At 68.3% G+C, this 17,004-nt stretch carries 14 protein-coding genes; 8 read left to right on the plus strand and 6 right to left on the minus strand.

The window, feature by feature from the left end; genetic code table 11:
- Positions 1-52: 52 nt before the first annotated feature.
- The gene (locus ACLJQ7_RS14325) at positions 53-256 is read right to left on the minus strand and encodes a cold-shock protein (RefSeq protein ID WP_005149851.1); all 204 of its coding nucleotides are present in this window, start codon (positions 254-256) and stop codon (positions 53-55) included.
- Between the two features lie 230 nt (positions 257-486).
- Here ACLJQ7_RS14325 and ACLJQ7_RS14330 point away from each other — a divergent pair, with 230 nt between their 5' ends.
- Together ACLJQ7_RS14330 and ACLJQ7_RS14335 are read left to right on the plus strand one after the other, a co-directional pair.
- On the plus strand, positions 487-1,320 hold the full coding sequence (locus tag ACLJQ7_RS14330; protein ID WP_410648696.1) for an alpha/beta fold hydrolase: 834 nt from the start codon (positions 487-489) through the stop codon (positions 1,318-1,320).
- Between the two features lie 24 nt (positions 1,321-1,344).
- On the plus strand, positions 1,345-2,091 hold the full coding sequence (locus tag ACLJQ7_RS14335; RefSeq protein ID WP_410648697.1) for a MerR family transcriptional regulator: 747 nt from the start codon (positions 1,345-1,347) through the stop codon (positions 2,089-2,091).
- On the opposite strand, the gene ACLJQ7_RS14340 is transcribed toward ACLJQ7_RS14335, so the two are convergent.
- A complete protein-coding gene (locus tag ACLJQ7_RS14340; protein WP_410648698.1) occupies positions 2,058-3,581 on the minus strand; it encodes a nucleobase:cation symporter-2 family protein in 1,524 nt (507 codons plus the stop codon). The genes ACLJQ7_RS14335 and ACLJQ7_RS14340 overlap by 34 nt on opposite strands.
- 213 nt (positions 3,582-3,794) lie before the next feature.
- On the opposite strand from ACLJQ7_RS14340, the gene ACLJQ7_RS14345 reads away from it, so the two are divergent.
- The 4 genes from ACLJQ7_RS14345 (at position 3,795) to ACLJQ7_RS14360 (ending at position 11,319) form a co-directional block, all read left to right on the plus strand.
- On the plus strand, positions 3,795-8,237 hold the full coding sequence (locus ACLJQ7_RS14345; RefSeq protein ID WP_410648699.1) for a DUF6531 domain-containing protein: 4,443 nt from the start codon (positions 3,795-3,797) through the stop codon (positions 8,235-8,237).
- 61 nt (positions 8,238-8,298) lie between these two features.
- A complete protein-coding gene (locus tag ACLJQ7_RS14350) occupies positions 8,299-9,507 on the plus strand; it encodes an amidohydrolase family protein (RefSeq protein WP_410648700.1) in 1,209 nt (402 codons plus the stop codon).
- Positions 9,508-9,676: 169 nt separating this feature from the next.
- A complete protein-coding gene (locus tag ACLJQ7_RS14355; protein WP_410648701.1) occupies positions 9,677-10,402 on the plus strand; it encodes an alpha/beta hydrolase in 726 nt (241 codons plus the stop codon).
- A gap of 83 nt (positions 10,403-10,485) precedes the next feature.
- Positions 10,486-11,319, plus strand: a complete 834-nt coding sequence (locus ACLJQ7_RS14360) for an SCO6745 family protein (RefSeq protein ID WP_410648702.1) — start codon at positions 10,486-10,488, stop codon at positions 11,317-11,319.
- Here the strand turns inward: ACLJQ7_RS14360 and ACLJQ7_RS14365 are convergent, their stop codons facing one another.
- On the minus strand, positions 11,320-11,874 hold the full coding sequence (locus tag ACLJQ7_RS14365) for a dihydrofolate reductase family protein (RefSeq protein ID WP_410648703.1): 555 nt from the start codon (positions 11,872-11,874) through the stop codon (positions 11,320-11,322). It abuts the gene before it with no gap.
- Positions 11,875-11,999: 125 nt separating this feature from the next.
- Positions 12,000-12,323, minus strand: coding sequence for a helix-turn-helix domain-containing protein (locus ACLJQ7_RS14370; protein WP_410648704.1), 324 nt, complete (start codon positions 12,321-12,323; stop codon positions 12,000-12,002).
- 741 nt (positions 12,324-13,064) lie between these two features.
- Here ACLJQ7_RS14370 and ACLJQ7_RS14375 point away from each other — a divergent pair.
- Positions 13,065-13,325: a hypothetical protein gene (locus tag ACLJQ7_RS14375; RefSeq protein ID WP_410648705.1), complete on the plus strand. Its 261-nt coding sequence runs from the start codon at positions 13,065-13,067 to the stop codon at positions 13,323-13,325.
- Between the two features lie 143 nt (positions 13,326-13,468).
- Here the strand turns inward: ACLJQ7_RS14375 and ACLJQ7_RS14380 are convergent, their stop codons facing one another.
- The gene (locus tag ACLJQ7_RS14380) at positions 13,469-14,332 is read right to left on the minus strand and encodes a hypothetical protein (protein ID WP_410648706.1); all 864 of its coding nucleotides are present in this window, start codon (positions 14,330-14,332) and stop codon (positions 13,469-13,471) included.
- A 400-nt stretch (positions 14,333-14,732) separates the two neighbouring features.
- Complete coding sequence (locus ACLJQ7_RS14385; RefSeq protein ID WP_410648707.1) at positions 14,733-15,404, minus strand: hypothetical protein; 672 nt, start codon at positions 15,402-15,404, stop codon at positions 14,733-14,735.
- 585 nt (positions 15,405-15,989) lie between these two features.
- On the opposite strand from ACLJQ7_RS14385, the gene ACLJQ7_RS14390 reads away from it, so the two are divergent.
- The gene (locus ACLJQ7_RS14390; RefSeq protein WP_410648708.1) at positions 15,990-16,760 is read left to right on the plus strand and encodes an NYN domain-containing protein; all 771 of its coding nucleotides are present in this window, start codon (positions 15,990-15,992) and stop codon (positions 16,758-16,760) included.
- The last annotated feature ends 244 nt before the right edge of the window (positions 16,761-17,004 follow it).

Genomic DNA, 17,004 nt, shown 5'->3' on the forward strand with positions numbered 1-17,004 from the left:
ACGCCCGAAGGCCCCCACCCGGTACGGATGGAGGCCTTCGGCGTGAAGAAAGTCAGATGGCGACGACGCGCTGGGCCTGCGGGCCCTTCTGACCTTGGCCGATCTCGAACTCGACGCGCTGCCCTTCGTCCAGGGACTTGAAACCGCTGCCCTGGATCTCCGAGTAGTGCACGAAAACGTCCGGTCCGCCGTCGTCCTGAGCGATGAAGCCGAAGCCCTTTTCGCCGTTGAACCACTTAACGCTGCCCTGAGCCATACTTTTATACCTGCTCTTCATAGCGAGTCTGAGCCCATTCGATGCCCCGATCTCGCCGTCCATTGTCGCAGGTCTTGCCGCGTCGCACACGTTGCCATCCCAAATTCTTACAGATCACCAGGTCAAGGCCACCCTCGGCGGGTCGGCCGGAGGGCCGGATCGCCGATTTTCGACATCTTGGAGGTCCGTGGCTTGACCTTGACCCTGCGTCAGGGTCGGAGGCTGGCCCCATGACCAACACACCCCCGCTGGGAGAGTTCCAGGAGATCGACGGCCGCCGCCTCTACGTGCACCGATCGGGCGACGGCGGGCCCGCCGTCGTGTTCTTGCCGGGGGCGAGCGCGGTCGGCTTGGACTACTTCGGTGTCCAACAGGAGGTCGCGCGGTTCACCACCGCCGTGCTGTACGACCGCGGCGGAACGGGCTACAGCGACGCCCTCCCGCTGCCCCGCAGCGCCACGGCCGTCGCCACCGAGCTGCGCGAACTGCTGCTCGCCCTGGGCATCGCCGCCCCGTACGTACTGGCCGCGCACTCGCTCGGCGGCCTCTACGCGCACCGGTTCGCGCAGCTCTACCCGCGCGATGTGGCCGGTCTGGTCTTCCTGGACGCGCTTCACCCCGACTGGGACGACTTCATGCCGCCCGCGGCGAGCCTGGCCGAGGCCGAGCGTCCGGGACCCGCTCCGGACCGCCAGGCCCTTCGCGCGATGCACACCGAGCTGCGCGCGGGCTATCCGGACGACGTGGCCCGGCCGCTGATCGAGGCCAAGGTGAGTGACGCGTGGCTCCGCGCCGGCGCCGCGGAACGCACCAGGCTGGTCGCGCTCGCCGACGAACTGCGAGCCGGGCCCGCCCTCCCCGACGTCCCGATGATCGCGCTCACCGTCGCCGATCCGTCACCGGAGATCGGCGAGGCGAAGACGAAGCTGGACGCCGCCCGGGTGAGCGGGTTCTCGCGCGGGGAGCAGCGCACCCTCACCGGCACGGCCCATCACCGGCTCTGCTTCGATCGTCCTGACGCCGTGGTCCAGGCCGTCCGCGACGTCGTCGGCCGATCCCGCTGAGGGGTCGCACGGACAGGAGGACGGGTGCTCACGATCGGCCAGCTCGCGGCGACCGCCGGCGTGACCGTGCGCGCGGTTCGCCACTACCACCACATCGGCCTGCTGCCCGAGCCGGAACGCGACGCCTCCGGTTACCGCCGCTACCCTGCGCAGGCGGCGGTGGACCTCATCCGGATCAAGACCCTCGCGGACGCCGGCGTCCCGTTGGCCCGCGTCGACGCGCTGCTGCACGCGGAGCCCGCCGAGTTCGCCGCCGCCATCACCGACATCGACGCCGAACTGCGGCGCAAGATCGACCGGCTCACCGAAAACCGCCACCGGATCGCCGAGCTGACCGGCGGCGAACGGCTCGTCCTGCCGCCCGGCGTGGTCGCCCTCCTGGAGCGGATGCGCGGCCTCGGCGTCAGCGAACAGCGGGTGCTGCTCGAACGCGACGCGTGGATCCTGATGCAGGCACTGGAGCCGCGCGCCATGCCGGAGCGGTTGCGGGACAAGAACGCGGCCTTCGACGATCCCGAGACGCTGCGTGTCTACCTGGCCTGCGACCAGGCGGTCGGCTGGGATCCGCGCGATCCGCGCCTCGACCGGCTCATCGAAGACCTGGACGCCTGGGAGATCGAACACGAACGGGACGGTGGGCGGCCGGGACACCGCGAGCTGGTGGTGTCCCGGATCTCCGAGACGTCACCGGCGTGGCGGCGCATCGTCGGCGAACTCGCCCACCGCGCCCGGCTGCGTCAGTGCTCTTCCGGCTCGGAGCCGATCCGGTAGGGCACCGGCCTGCCGTCCTCGTCGCGCACCTGGACCGGCTTGCCCTCGGCGTCCACGATCTTGCCGTCGACGATCTTGTCGCCGTCCTTGAGCCGCGAGAAGGCCTTGAGATCGGAGTAGTCGATCACCCGGGTCGCCGTCGCGAACACCGACGGGTCGCTGCCCGGTTTGGCCGGCTTCAGGTGGTTGAACAGCAGGTTCAGCACGACGGCCATGAGCGCGGCGGAGCTGATCCCCGAGTGGAAGATCGTGCCGACCCACGCCGGGAAGTGGTGGTAGAACTCCGGCGCCGCGATCGGGACCATGCCCAGCCCGACCGACGCCGCGACGATCACCAGGTTCATGTTCCCGTTGTAGTCCACTTTGGACAGGGTTTTGATGCCGGACGCCGCCACCGTGCCGAACAGGACGAGTCCGGCGCCGCCCAGCACCGGATACGGGATCGCGGCGACGACCCGGCCGAGCACCGGGAGCATGCCCAGCACCAGCAGGATCACGCCGCCGGCGGTCACCACGAACCGGCTCCGGACGCCGGTGATCGCGACGAGACCGACGTTCTGGGCGAACGCGCTCTGCATGAACCCGTTGAAGACCGGCGCGACCGCCGAGGACGCCATGTCGGCGCGCAGCCCGTCGCCGATCCGGCGTTTGCCGACCCGCGTGCCGACGATCTCCCCCACCGCGAGCATGTCGGCCGTGGTCTCGGTGAGGGTCACGAGCACGACGATGAACATCGACACGATCGCGGCGACGTCGAAGGTCGGCGCGCCGAAGCCGAACGGGGTCGGCACGGCGAAGATCGGGCCGTCCCAGACCTGCGAGAAGTCGGCCTTGCCCAGCACGGCGGCCAGCACGGTGCCGACCACGATCGACAGGAGGATCGAGAGCCGGGAGATGGCCGGGACGGCGACCTTGCTGAGCAGCAGCACGATCGCCAGCGTCATCGCGGCCAGGCCGATGTTGGAGACCGAGCCGAACTCCGGCGCCTTGGTGTCGTTGCCCATCGCCCACTGGGCCGCGACCGGCATCAGGCTGAGCCCGATCACCGTGATCACCGTCCCGGTGACCACCGGCGGGAAGTACTTCACCAGCCGGGAGAACACCGGCGTGATGAGCAGGCCGAGCAGCGCGGACGCGATCACCGAGCCGAACACGGCGGGCAGCCCGCCGTCGGCCACGATCGCGGTCATCGTCGCCACGCCCGCGAAGGAGGTGCCCTGGACCAGCGGCAGCCGGGAGCCGAAGAAGGGTATTCCGAACGACTGCAGGATCGTCGCCAGGCCGCCGATGAACAGGCACGACGCGACGAGCAGGCCGATCTCGGCGGTCGAGACGCCCGCTGCGCCGCCGATGATCAGGGGCGGCGCGATGATCCCGCCGTACATCGTCAGGACGTGCTGGACGCCGTAAGTGAAACTCTTGCCGATCCCGAGCCGTTCGTCCTCGGGCCTGCCGCTCGCGGCCGCTTCGGCCCGCGTCCTCTTCACCATGGATCCGCCTCTCGATAGAAGCGAGCGATGCCGGGCAATTTCAATCTGCGGAGGTTAACTTCCGCATGGCAGAACTCGCAAGCCCCTGCCCCTACGGGTCGTCCTCCCGGCGACCGGACAAAGATCCTTTCCTCGCAGGGGGACCACGGCGCGGCGATGGTAGAAATCTCCTGCCCCGTCGGTGAGGATCCCGAGGCAGGAAAGACGGCATACATGGCGAATCCGCTGGTCGCTGAGCGTCAGGACTCCACCAAGGCCCACTCCGGGGTGCCGCTGCTGGAATCGGCGATCGACCTCAAGGAAGGCATCGAGAAGGGCGACTGGGCCGCGGTCGCGATGGGCGCCGTCGGGACGGCTCTCGACGCGCTGTCGATGGCCATGGACCCGTTCGGTTCGATCCTCGCCGCGGGCGTCGGCTGGTTGCTCGAACACGTCGGCCCGCTTTCCGATGCGCTCGACGCCCTGACCGGCGACGCCGATCAGATCAAGGCACAGGCCGAGACCTGGTCCAACATCGCCAAGGAACTCGGCGCCATCGGCACGGATCTGACCGATCTGGTCAAGGCCGACCTGCAGACGTGGGCGGGCGACGCGGCGGACCGCTACCGCGAACGGTCACAGGACACGGTCACCGTGCTCACCGCCGCGCAGAAGGGTTGCGAGGGCGCGTCCAGCGGAGTCAAGACCGCGGGCGAGGTCGTCGCGGCCGTCCGCACCCTGGTCCGCGACATCATCGCCGAACTCGTCGGCCACCTCATCAGCTGGGCGCTGCAGGTGCTGTTCACCCTCGGCATCGGCCTGACCTGGGTGGTGCCGCAGGTGGTGACCGCGGTCGCCAAGACCGCGTCGAAGATCGCCGACCTCACCACCAAGCTCGTCAAGGCGCTCAAGGGCCTGATGCCGCTGCTCAAGAAGGCCGACACGCTCTTCGACGACACCGCCAAGGCGCTGCGCAAACTGCAGGGCGGCAAGGTGGACGCCCCGCCGCCGCCCAAGACCAAGGGCGGCAACGACCGCGGGATCGACGAGGGCACCAGCAGTTCCAGCGCCGATGGGGGCGGTAAGCCCGGCGGCAACGACGGCCCCACCAACGACAAGAGCACCAACACCAAGAGCGACAACGACCAGACGAACACCAGCGGCACTGGCGGCGGCGGTGGCACGCGCGACCGGGGCGGCAGCACCGACACCACCAAGAAGGACGGCAACGGCGACCGCTCGACGTCGTCGGATTCCAAGAACTACTGCGGTGACCCCGTCGACGTCGCGACCGGTGAGGTCGTCATGAAGCAGGTCGACGTGACCCTGCCCGGCGACGCGGGCGAACTCGAACTCTCCCGCACACATCTGTCGTCCTACACCGCCGGCCGCTGGTTCGGTCCATCTTGGACGTCCACAATGGACCAACGGCTGGCGGTGCAAAGCGACCGAGTCCTGTTCTACGCCGAAGACGGGATGGTGCTGACCTATCCCCTTCCGGCGGGTGGCCCCGTCCTTCCGGTGCAGGGCCCGCGGCACCGGCTGCGCCGCGCGGCGGACGGCTACCGGCTGTCGATGGGCGATTGCGAGCTGCACTTCGCCGGCGTGGGCCGGATCCTGCCGCTCACGGCCATCGAGCAGAACGGCGTCCGCACCGAGTTCGCCTACGCGGCCGACGGCACGCCCGCCCGGCTCCGCCGTGCCGACGGCGTCGAGCTCGCGATCGGCACCGCGAACGGGCGGATCGTCGCGCTCGGGGCTCCGGGACAGCCGCCGCTGGTGCGCTTCTCGTACAACAGGCTGGGCCAGCTGAGCACCGTCACGGACTACGCCGGCCGCCCCATGACACTCGACTACGACTTCGGGCACCGGCTCGTCGGCTGGCGGGACCGCACGGGCACCTGGTACCGCTACGTCTACGACGACGCCGGGCGCTGCGTCCGCGCCGTCGGGGCGAGCGGTTACTACAACGCGACGTTCGCCTACGAACCCGGCACGACCCGGCACACCGACGCCGACGGCCACACCTGGACGTACCGCCTCAACGACGCCAGGCAACTGGTCGAACGCGTCGATCCGCTGGGCAACTCCCAGCGCTACTCCTGGAACCGGCGCGACGAGCTGCTGTCCCAAGTGGACGGACTCGGCCGCGAGACCGGCTACGAGTACGACGAAGACGGCGAACTGGTGGCCGTCCACCGTCCCGGTGGCTCCACGGTCCGGCTGGCGCGCGCCACCGGCGGCGAGGTGCGGCTGTCGGCGGGCGACGTCGAACGCGTGGTCCCCGCGTTCGACCCGGCCACCACCCTGGTCGGCACCGGGATGCCGGTGGAGATCCCGGACGCGCCTGACCCGCTCACCGACGCGCCCGTGACGGACCGGCCCGGCGACCGCGACCTGTTCGGCCGCCCCCGCCTCGCGTACACCGCCTCCGGCGGCGCGGCCCGGCTCGGCTGGACGGCCGACGGGCGCCGTGCCTGGCGGCTCGGGCCCGACGGCGGTCGCGAGACGTGGGTGCACGACGCCGAAGGCCACGTCGTCGAGCACCGCGACGCGGCGGGTGCCGCCCGGCGCCGCAAATACGGGCCGTTCGGCCTCGTCCTGGAAGAGACCGACGCCGCGGGCGCGCGCACGCTGTTCACCTACGACGGCGAACTGCGGCTCACCTCGGTGACCAACCCGAACGGCCGCACCTGGCGCTATGTCCGCGACGCCGCGGGCAGGCTCGTCGAGGAGATCGACTACGACGGCCGCCGGATCGGCTACGCCTACGACGCGGCTGGGCAACTGCTTCGCATGACCAGCGGTACGGGTGACGCGACCGAGTACGACTACGACGTCGGGGGCAACGTCGTGGCGAGGCGTACCCCGGACGACGTCACGCGGTACGAATACGACGCGCTCGGCAGGATGACCGTCGCCGAGAACATCGAGTCGCGGGTCGAACTCGTCCATGACGACGGGGACCAGGTCGTCACCGACACGATCAACGGGCTCGGGGTGTGCTGGCGCCACGACGGCGACGTGCTCGTCCGGCGGACATCGTCCGGTGTGGACAGTGAGTGGCGGTTCACCGAGTCCGGGCTGCCGCGGTCACTGCGGATCGGCGGGCACGAAGTCGAGTTCGGCTACGACGACGCCGGGCGGGAGGTCACGCGCAGCGTCGACGGCACCGTGGTGCTCCGGCGGCGATTCGACGCGGAAGACCGGCTCGCCGAAGAGCACATCGCGGGCGTCGGGCCGCGCGTCTACGGTTACCGGCCGGACGGCAGGCTCGCCGCCGTCGACGACGCGATCCGGCCCTGGCAGCTCACCTACGACACCGCGGGCCGGGTCAGCGAGGCGCGCGGGCCTGCCGGGGCCGAACGGTTCACCCACGACGCCGCGGGAGCCATCTCCCTCGGCGAAGGCGTCTACAGCGACGACGAGCGGGGCCGGGTCACCGCCGACCGGTCCTGCGCCTACGAGTGGGACCACCTCGACCGGCTGCGCTCCGTGCGCACCCCCGACGGCGCGCTCTGGACCTACCACTACGACGCGCTCGGGCGGCGGTTCGCCAAACGCCGCTGGCTGCTCGATCCGGCGGGGGAAGCCGAGCTCACGCACGACGTCCGGTTCCTGTGGAGCGGGATGAACGTGGTCGAGCGGATGGATTACGACCCCGCCGACGAGTCCTACCGGCTCCTGACCTGGGAACGCTACGACGACGACCGCCCCGTCGTGCAGATCGAGCGCACGGGCGCTCTCGAGGACGCCGTGTTCCGTGCCGTGATCACGTCGCCCGCGGGGACACCGACCGAACTGCTCGACGAACACGGCACGCTCGTCTGGCAGGACCGCAGCAGTTTCTGGGGCGTGCCACTGCCCGGCGCCGACACCGCGTCGATGCCGCTGGCGTTTCCCGGCCAGCACCGCGACGAGGAAACCGGGCTGCACTACAACGTCTTCCGGTACTACGACCCCAGGACGTCGCGGTATCTCAGCCAGGATCCGCTCGGCCTCGCCGCCGCGCCGGACCCCGTCGGCTACGTCGACCAGCCACTGCTCATCGGCGACCCGCTCGGCCTCGTCCCGCCCTGCGGGCGGAGCGGTCCGGGCAGCCAGCAGCGACCTCAGCCGGTCGGGCCCAGCGGGCAACCCCAGCCCTTGCGGAGGAGCCCGCGGAAGCCTCCCATCGACGTCGACAAGATGTCGAAGGAGGAGTTCGAGAAGTTCAAGCCGAAACTCGACCAGATCCTGAAGGCGGACAAGCACTTCTTCTGGTCCGGTGGCACCAAGAAACGCAAGCGTGGCGAAGAGGACGAGTACCTCGGCTCGGTCGAGGAGAAGGCCACCAAGATCGCGAAGCAGGACGGCGGCAACACCCTCGAGGGAACCCTCAAGGACAACAACATCAAGATGCCCGGGTGGATCAACGATCCCAACGACCCGAGGAAACCGCTCGTCCAGGAGAAATGGGACTACGTCTCCGAAACCTTCGCCAAGAACTCCAACAAGGACACGCACGTGGTCTTCCCCTACTGGCCGGGCAAGGGACACGACGTCTACCCGCATCGCCGCGAGGACAACGTGTTCGACGTGACCGAGTACCCGCGGCTCGAAAAAATGGGGATCGACCACATCACCAAGCACAACGCGGAAACCGGGCACACGCGCCCGTACCGGCACACCAAGTGACGTTGCCGCCGCTCACCGGCTTTGGTATACCAAATGAAGTCCGGCGAGAAAGGTGTCCTCCGTGGTGATCCGTGACGTCCGCCCCTGGGGTGGACAACGCAGTGACGTCGAGGTGGCCGACGGCCGGATCACCGCGATACGGCCGCACGATCCCGCCGTCGCGCCGGCACCGGACACGGTCGACGGGCGCGGACGGCTGCTGTTCCCGTCGTTCAGCGACGTGCACGTCCACCTGGACTCGACGCGGATCGGCCTGCCGTTCCGGCCGCATACCGGCGCCCCGGGCGTCTGGGCGATGATGCTGAACGACCGCGAGAACTGGCGCGACGCCGAGGTCCCGCTGCCCGAACGCGTCATCGGAACGCTGGAGCGCATGATCGCGAACGGCACCACCCGCGTGCGCACGTACGCGCAGGTGGACGTCGATTGCCGGCTCGAGAAGCTCGACGCCGTCCTCGCCGCGAAGGAGCGCTTCGCCCAGCACGCGGACGTCGAGATCATGGCGTTCCCGCAGGCCGGGATCCTGCGCGAACCCGGCACCGTGGACGTGCTGGAGGCCTCGCTGCGCTCGGGCGCCACGGTCGTCGGCGGGATCGACCCGTGCTCGCTGGACAAGGATCCCAAGGGGCATCTCGACGTCGTGTTCGGGCTCGCCGAGAAGTACGGCGTCGAGGTGGACATCCACCTGCACGAACCCGGTCACCTCGGCTTGTTCTCGACCGATCTGGTGATCGAACGGGTCCGCGCGCTGGACATGCGCGGCAAGGTGACCCTGTCGCACGCGTACGAACTGGGCTCGATCTCGGAATCGGTGAGCCGCCGCCTGATCGACACCTTCGCCGAACTGGACATCGCGATGGCGACCGTCGCGCCGTCCACCGACGGTCGGCTTTCGCTCGCGGACCTCACGACCGCGGGTGTGCGCGTCGGCCTCGGCGAGGACGGCCAGCGGGACTACTGGAGCCCGTACGGCAACTGCGACCTGCTCGACCGCACCTGGCAGCTGGCCTTCACCAACGGCTTCCGCCGCGACGACCTGATCGAGCTGGCGCTGGCCGTCGCGACGATGGGCGGCGCGTCGATCATGAGCCACGACGTCCCGCGGCTGGCAGGCATCGCCGACCGGCCGGGCGTGGCCGTCGGCGACCGCGCCGACCTGGTGCTGGTGGACGGCGAGACCCCGACGAGCGCGGTGATGGACCGCGGCAAGGACCGCACGGTGCTGCACGACGGCGTCGTCGTGGCGGACGGGCTTTCAGTGCTGGGGTAAAGCGCTGGCGCGCGGTCGCCGTCCGCTGCTAACTTGCCGGAGGCCGTGCGAGCGAACGAGGAGGTGGTACCCGTGGACATTTCGACCAGGGTGCTCCCCTCAGGGGTCACGGCCGGGCGATAGGTCGTCCGGGAGCGCCGTTTCACGAGCACTCCCGAAAGGCACGACCATGCGCTTCACTTCCGAACGACGCCTCGAAGACGCCCTCGAGCGCGAATTCACCCTCGGCGACATCCCCGGAATCCTGTGGACGCCCGAATCGGCGGCACCGGCCCCGCTGATGTTGATGGGGCATCCCGGCGGACTCGGCAAGATGTACCCCCGGCTCGTGGCCAGGGCCAAGGCCTGCACGGCGGCGGGCTACGCCGCGGCCACCATCGAACTCCCGGGAGCCGGTGACCGGCCCCGTTTCGCCGCCGTCGACGAGGCCCGCGCCGACCTGCAGCGCGCGTTGAAGGCCGGCGAGCCGGTCACCGGCGACATCGTCGACCGGCTCGTCCTCCCGCTGGTCGAAACGGCGGTCCCGGAATGGCGGGCCACCTTGGACGCCCTCCTCGCGCTGCCCGAAATCGGCGGTCCGGTCGGGTTCTCGGGCGGGGTGATCGCCATCGCCACGCGACTCGCGGTGGTCGAACCCCGCGTCGAAGCAGCTGTCCTGTTCGCCGGGAGCTACGTGCCCCGCAGCATCCTCGAAGAGGCCCGGCAGGTCACCATTCCGCTGCTGGTCCTGTTGCAGTGGGACGACGAGGGGAACGACCGGCAGCACGCCCTCGACCTGTTCGACGCCTTCGGTTCGCGGGAGAAGACATTGCACGCCAACATGGGCGGGCACACCGGTGTCCCCCACTTCGAAGGGGACGCCGCGGGCCGGTTCATCGCCCGGCACCTGAAGTAGGCCGATGTCGATTTCCGGGTGCGGCGTTCGTGGGGTAGTCGAGCGGTCGCCACGAGGGCGCCGCCACGACCGCAGGAGACACGATGTCGCACCCGGAACCCGTCGCCCGCCGCATGTACGACCTGGTCGAGCCGATCGGCCTGATCCCCTACTTCGCCGACGAGTCCGATGAGGCGCTGATGGCGCTCGGCCTGCGCAATCCGTGGGACGCCTACTTCGCCGGGCGGGTCGCGCCGTTCGGCCGGTCGGTGCCCGCCGAGGTGATCCACGCGATCTTCTACAACTTCGCCCCGGGCGAGGTCGCACGTCATCTCCCGAAGGTCTGGGAGCTGACCACGCCCGAGGCGGCGCTGGCGGCCCGCGAGCGGGGATGCGTCGCGGGAATGCGGCGGATCCTCGGTGACCTCGCCGACGCCCCCGGCGTCACGCGCGCCGCCGACCTCCTGCTGAAGGCGGCGACCAGCGCGCCCGTCGAGGGACGCGCCCTCTTCGCCGCCGTCCGGACGCTCCCGATTCCGCAGGAGCCCGTGGCGCGGCTGTGGCACGCGGCCACCCTGCTGCGTGAACATCGCGGCGACGGCCACACCGTCGCCTTGGTGGCCGAAGGCATCGGCGGGACCGAGTGCCACGTGCTTCACGCGCTGTCCGTCGGCATCCCCGCGAACGAGTTCGGCCGGGTCGGCCATCTCCCCGCCGCGCAGCTGGCCGCGGTCGTGGACGGGATGCGCGACCGCGGCCTGATCGGATCCGACGGCCGGCTCACCACGTCCGGGCAGGCCACGAAAGAGCGCGTCGAGGCGACGACGGACCGGCTCGCTGAAGCGCCTTACAACGCCTTGAGCCCCAGCGAACTCGAGAACGTCGTCGCCGACCTCGAACCGATCTCGGCCGCCATCCGGGCCGTCATCCCGTGGTGATCACCGGACGCGATAACGCCGGTGAGTGGCGACGCCCGCGACAGGTTCGCCCTGGGGGACGAGCTCGCCCACGTGCCCGGCGAACACGGACGTCCCCTGGCCCAGCACCACCGGGGCGAGGTGAAGGTAGACCTCGTCGAGCAGGCCCGCCGCCAGCAGCTGCCCGGCGACGTCGGCGCCCATCACGAGTACGTCCTTGTGCCCCGCGGCGTCCTTGGCACGGCGGACCGCGGCCTCCAGCCCGTCGAAGGCGAACGTGCCGCCGTTGTCGCCGAGGAGGTCTTCCCGGGTCCGATGGGTGACCACGAAGCCGGGGACACCCGGCCACGGCGTCCCGCCCCACGGCCGCAACCCGAGGTCGAAAGTGCGCCTGCCGATGACGGTCGCCCCGGCCATCGCGTTCACCTCCTGGAAAACGCGGGCGTCGGGCCCCGCCCCGGCCATCCATTCGTGCAGACGTTCCCCGCCGTCGCCCATGGGCTCTCCGGCCCGGACGTTCGGCCCCGCGGTGAAGCCGTCCAGCGACATCGACACATCCAGCACCACCTTGCTCATCGCAAGGCCTCCTTCGCTCCCGTCCGGCACGTTCAGGAGGGAGTCGGAGCGGACTCGGCCGTCTCGACATCGACGCACGAACGCCCTTGTCCGATCCGGACAAGGGCGTTCACAGGGCACGGTTGTCAGTCGTCGGCGCGGCGTGCGTTGACACGCCGCGCTTCGTAAAGCTGGTCTTCGAGGGTGACGATGCGGCAGGCGGCCTCGACGGCGGTGCCCTGATCGACCAGTTCCCGCACCCGGGCGGCCAGGCGGAGCTGGTGCCGGGAGTAGCGGCGGTGCCCGCCGGCGGAACGCTGCGGGATGATCAGACCGGCCTCGTCGAGGCTGCGAAGGAAGCCCTGGGTGGCGCCGAGCATGTCGGCGGCCCGGCCCATCGTGTAGGCGGGGTAGTGCTCGTCATCGAATTTGTCGGCCCCGTCGGCCGATCCGTTCTGGTCAGGGATCATTCCACCTCCGCATCACAAAGGACCCCGGGTGCCAGAACGGCACCCGGGGTCCTCAGGGTTGGGTTTCACCATTGTCGACCGACGTGACCGCCGGCCTCTTGCACCCGCGTCCGCTGGAAAGCCGGATCTCGCGGGGATCGCTCATTCGTGACCGCGAACCACCTCCGAACTCGATGGAACTACGGCACCCGCGCGGCGCTGCCTTGCCGCTGCGGGCGATCCAATGATGTTGCCGTTCCCTTCTTTCCTGTGTTTTCACCTTGCTGGGTACTGCTACTTCACCTGCTACGGACGACAACGCGGGAACCCTTCCACTGATCGGTCCCAGCACGCTGACGCCGCTGGTCACTGCCCGGAGCCCCGGTCACTGATCGGCTCCGGCCACCTGACCGGTCCTGCAACTGCATTCACTACCTACAACTGTGTTTCTTCACGGACGCACCTGCTCCGCCCGCGTCCTGCACTTTCCTTCCAGGGCCGGCACTACCTGGTCGAACCTTCTTCACAACCCGGCCCGGGGTCCTGCTCCCGATCACCGTGCGGAACCCGTTCCTTCATCGGCCCCGCGCCGCCTGACCGGCTTGTCTCACCTCGCGGGTAGTTACGTCATCTCCCGCGCCTGCTTGACGTTGTCTTCTCGGTACGAGGAGAACATTACACACACCCGGCGTTGAATGTCTACCCCAGCCGCCATAGATTTTCTGAGGTGCGTCGGACGGGTGAAGGAAGAAGGAGACGACCATGAGTGACGACCTCGTCGGGGATTCGCTCGACGAGCGGTACGGCCTGGCGGAGGTGCGTGACCTGAAGGAGTACGCCGAAGCTCTGTCCCGGCTGGTCGAGCGGGGCCTCGAGGACCGGCGCACGACGTTGCTCTCCGAGGCGGAGGCCTACGCGGTGGCGGAACTGCTCGGCCGGTTCGCGCTCGACGAACCTTGGAGCGCCTTGAACCAGCTTGCCGCCACGCTGGCCAGCCGGATCTACAACCGCCTCGGCGCCTGACCACGGCGAAGCTTCGCGGCCGGCTCCACGCTCGCGGCCGCGAAGTGGCCGGCCCGAGGATGCGCGATGGTGCTCCGGCCGCTCGGCAACAAGACCGGTCGACGGCCAAACGAGCTGCCGTCTCACGCGTGTCGTGCGACTGATCAGCTCGGCATGTGGAGGACCCCGATCGTGCGCAAGAAGGTTGTCAGCTGCTCCTCGACGAGGTCGCTCGAGCCGGAACCACGCAAGCTCCCGTCAGCGTGTGGATGCAATCCAACCAGCGTGATCCGCACGGCGTCATCCAAACCCGGAAGGGGGCTGATGCGACCTCGCAACAGTTCCGCGGCAGCGTCGAGGAGATCAGCACCCCACGTCTCGACTGTGTCCTCACCGGTGTCGAGGGACTCGGCTCCCTCATCACCGGTCAGCACCCCGTCCTCAGCCAGCAACTGGAGAGTCAGTTCCAGCTCAGGCTTCCCGTCAGCCAGCTGCAGCTGGCGAGTGACCGGATCATAGGTGACAGTCAAGCAGTGCTCGCCTCGGCGAAAGTGGCCTTCTTCGATACCGCCCTCCCATTCCGAGCGTCCCAGGTCCGCCCAGCCTGCGGTGACGAGTGTCAGGTGGGCAATACCGAGGACCGTGTCCGTGTATTCGACACTCCCGGCGCCGCCGTAAAGCTGTTGATATTCCTCCTGTCCTTCCGTACGAACCGCATCGGCGGCGATGCCGGCAGTGACGATGGGACGAAGCAGCGCCTCCAGTTCCAGACATGGCTCCTCGGTACATCCACCACGATGACACCAGTTCTCGCCAGGGCACGAAAGCGTGAGTCGGTGAACCGCATCGAATTCATCGTGGGTGGCCGCTGGCCGGGAGACGCAAAGGAGGTAGCTGTGCAGGGGGACAGGTGCGCCGAAAATGCCGTCGGTGGCGTGGAACGCGCCACCGTGGACATACACGATCAGGCCGCTTCGTCCGTCGTCTGTCCATCCAGCGATGGCTGCGCGAGCTGCTGTCGACGTCATTGCTTGGTCGCCCGGCCCCCAGGTGTCGAGCCGCCAAAGTGGGCTGTAACGCCAGTCCTCCGCGGCCGTACGACGGAGGGACCAGGGAAGTCTTCAATAGCCCGACGGTGAGGGGAGGACTGCCGGGCCACTACCTAGATCGCAGCGCGCTCGACCGGCGCTACCAGAGTCTCACGAGCCGTCCGCGCCTCGCTGAGACCCACATTCACCGCGGGTAACGCCAGCGTCTGACTCCACGCCTACGGACCTGCTCGTCCCAACCGGCGCAGATCCCAGACCGATGGCCGGGGACGGATCGCGGACGAGCAGCTGTGCCGCCCGCCGCTCTCACCGACTTCGGGAAGTTGGGAAACCGCATACTGCACCGACGCGACCTGGACTCTCGCGATGATTCCAACCCCTACCAAGCATGCGGACAACCATCCTCAGCGTCGTGGCCAGGGCACTTGAGACGATGCAAGATCTCAATCGCGAATGCCATCGCAGTCTGCTGTTCGGCTAGGTCCCCCAGTAAATCCTGTTCATTGTAGATTTTCGGTATGGCACTCTTCTCGCCGGGCTTCTTCGCCTCGTACCCAAGAAAGCTAATTACCGGAACCCACTCGCCTCCCGCTCCGCTCGAATAGTCCCGCCAGCTGAACCCAACTACCGGCCGGTGATGGACTGCGCGATTTCGAAGCTTCTGCGCTTGCCGGATCCAGTACAACTCGTATTCCCAGTAATGTCTGTCAGAATCCAGCAACGCGTCCCAGACGGCGTTAAAGAGCGACCCGGCCATCATCTTGCCTGGCTTGGCCTCAGGATCGAGATGCAAGAGCACCTCACCCAGCACTGCTTCAGTTTCGGCCGCTTGAACCATGATGAGACCACGTAGACGGTTCATCTCATCGGCCGAGCTGTCGTCAGGCTGGCCGCGTCCGTCTTCGTCAGGCAGCGGGTACATCTGGTTCTTTGCGTCCGACCATGACACGGAGTACACCCCGAATCGCGGTTCAGGCCTGCCTTGGTCGTGGCCTTCGGGTGGATCTACCTCGAGGTCATCACGGGTAAGGGGGCGGTCCGCACGTTTCACGCGGCGATTATGACGCAGACTCGGACCGCACCCAAGGCGAATACGGTTGCTTCGTCGCGCTGACCGCGCGGCACACCACCGGGACCGGAGCGGAGAGGCACCACTACGTACTGCCTGATGCGCACCGCATTTACCGGCTGGCGAGATACCCGGCTCCTGACGGTAAGGGCTGTGCGTCGAAAACACCGCCCGTGTCGCGACCATGTCCGCATCGGACCTCTGGGCTCTGGAGCTTCGTACTCGCAGTTATGCTCATCGACATCTAGGGCCTCCTGCGCCTGATCCTCAAGAAGGTGCAGCCCGGCGACCACATCCAGATCAAAACGCTATTCGTGGAGATCGAGACCGACCCACCGTCGAAGATTTCCGAGGACACCGACGGCAAGATTCCCGAGCAACGACTGTCCGCCGTGGACGCCCCCCACCTCGCTGAGTCTGATCGACCAGGCTAAAACTCCTGCTCCGCTGTCCAGCGCGGCACGAGACCAGGGACGATGATGATGATGATGATGACGCGCTGCAGGGGGGTGATCGACCGGTATCGGCCGACGAGGGCCTAACAACTACTACAGGAGTGTTTGATCCATGGCCAGCGAGAACACTGTCAGACTCGCGGTACTGATCGACGCGGACAACGCGCGGCCGTCGATCACCGAAGGATTGCTGGCCGAGGTCGCCAAGTACGGCACAGCACACGTCAAACGCGCCTACGGCGACTGGACCGGCAACAACCTCAAAGGATGGAAGGACCACCTGCTGGCCCAGTCGATCCAGCCCATCCAGCAATTCGCCTACACCACCGGCAAGAACGCTACCGACGCCGCGATGGTGATCGACGCCATGGACCTCCTGTACTCCGGGCGCTTCGACGGATTCTGCATCGTCTCCAGCGACAGCGACTTCACCAGACTCGCCGCACGACTACGCGAATCCGGCCTCACCGTCTACGGCTTCGGCGAACGCAAAACACCCCAACCCTTCGTCGCGGCCTGCGACAAGTTCATCTACACCGAGAACCTCGCCCATCCCCACAACCCCACCGCGCCGGTGGAAACAGACCCCAAGCCGCAAGCCGTGATGGCCGCGGCGCAGCTGAAGGCCGACACAGCACTGGTGAACCAGCTGCGCAACGCGGTCGAGGCAGCCTCCGACGACGACGGCTGGGCCGCACTCGCCGCGGTAGGCAGCATCATCACCAAACAACGCCCGGACTTCGACCCACGCAACTACGGCTACCCCAAGCTCAGCGGCCTGATCACCGCCACCACCCTGTTCGAACACGACCGGCGCACCCCCGGCGACGGCAAGCCGGCAGTCATCTACATCCGCGACAAACGACGCCGCCCCGCCGAGTAACCAACACGCCGCCCCGCGCGGCGCATGGTTGGGCACTGTCCGGCGGTCTGGGCAGGAGCCGGAACGCGGCCACGGTCCCCATCTCGGTTCTCGTCCCGGATAACACGTCGCTTCGGCAGGCGGCATAAGCCTCGAGCGGGTTTCTGTCTGAGACGTCTTGTTCGGAATAGGACGACATTCTCCGGAGCAAGACAGGTAGCGGACACAGTTTCCACTCGCTCTGAAGCGTGTAACTCACGCACCA

Source organism: Amycolatopsis sp. cmx-4-54 (genome assembly GCF_046548895.1).
Lineage (GTDB): Bacteria > Actinomycetota > Actinomycetes > Mycobacteriales > Pseudonocardiaceae > Amycolatopsis.

Excerpts from the sequence above, each read along its gene's own strand:
- ACLJQ7_RS14380 (WP_410648706.1), bottom strand. The coding sequence starts at position 14,332 with ATGACGTCGACAGCAGCTCGCGCAGCCATCGCTGGATGGACAGACGAC.
- ACLJQ7_RS14360 (WP_410648702.1), top strand. The coding sequence starts at position 10,486 with ATGTCGCACCCGGAACCCGTCGCCCGCCGCATGTACGACCTGGTCGAG.
- ACLJQ7_RS14375 (WP_410648705.1), top strand. The coding sequence starts at position 13,065 with ATGAGTGACGACCTCGTCGGGGATTCGCTCGACGAGCGGTACGGCCTG.
- ACLJQ7_RS14365 (WP_410648703.1), bottom strand. The coding sequence starts at position 11,874 with ATGAGCAAGGTGGTGCTGGATGTGTCGATGTCGCTGGACGGCTTCACC.
- ACLJQ7_RS14325 (WP_005149851.1), bottom strand. The coding sequence starts at position 256 with ATGGCTCAGGGCAGCGTTAAGTGGTTCAACGGCGAAAAGGGCTTCGGC.
- ACLJQ7_RS14340 (WP_410648698.1), bottom strand. The coding sequence starts at position 3,581 with ATGGTGAAGAGGACGCGGGCCGAAGCGGCCGCGAGCGGCAGGCCCGAG.
- ACLJQ7_RS14345 (WP_410648699.1), top strand. The coding sequence starts at position 3,795 with ATGGCGAATCCGCTGGTCGCTGAGCGTCAGGACTCCACCAAGGCCCAC.
- ACLJQ7_RS14370 (WP_410648704.1), bottom strand. The coding sequence starts at position 12,323 with ATGATCCCTGACCAGAACGGATCGGCCGACGGGGCCGACAAATTCGAT.
- ACLJQ7_RS14390 (WP_410648708.1), top strand. The coding sequence starts at position 15,990 with ATGGCCAGCGAGAACACTGTCAGACTCGCGGTACTGATCGACGCGGAC.
- ACLJQ7_RS14330 (WP_410648696.1), top strand. The coding sequence starts at position 487 with ATGACCAACACACCCCCGCTGGGAGAGTTCCAGGAGATCGACGGCCGC.
- ACLJQ7_RS14355 (WP_410648701.1), top strand. The coding sequence starts at position 9,677 with ATGCGCTTCACTTCCGAACGACGCCTCGAAGACGCCCTCGAGCGCGAA.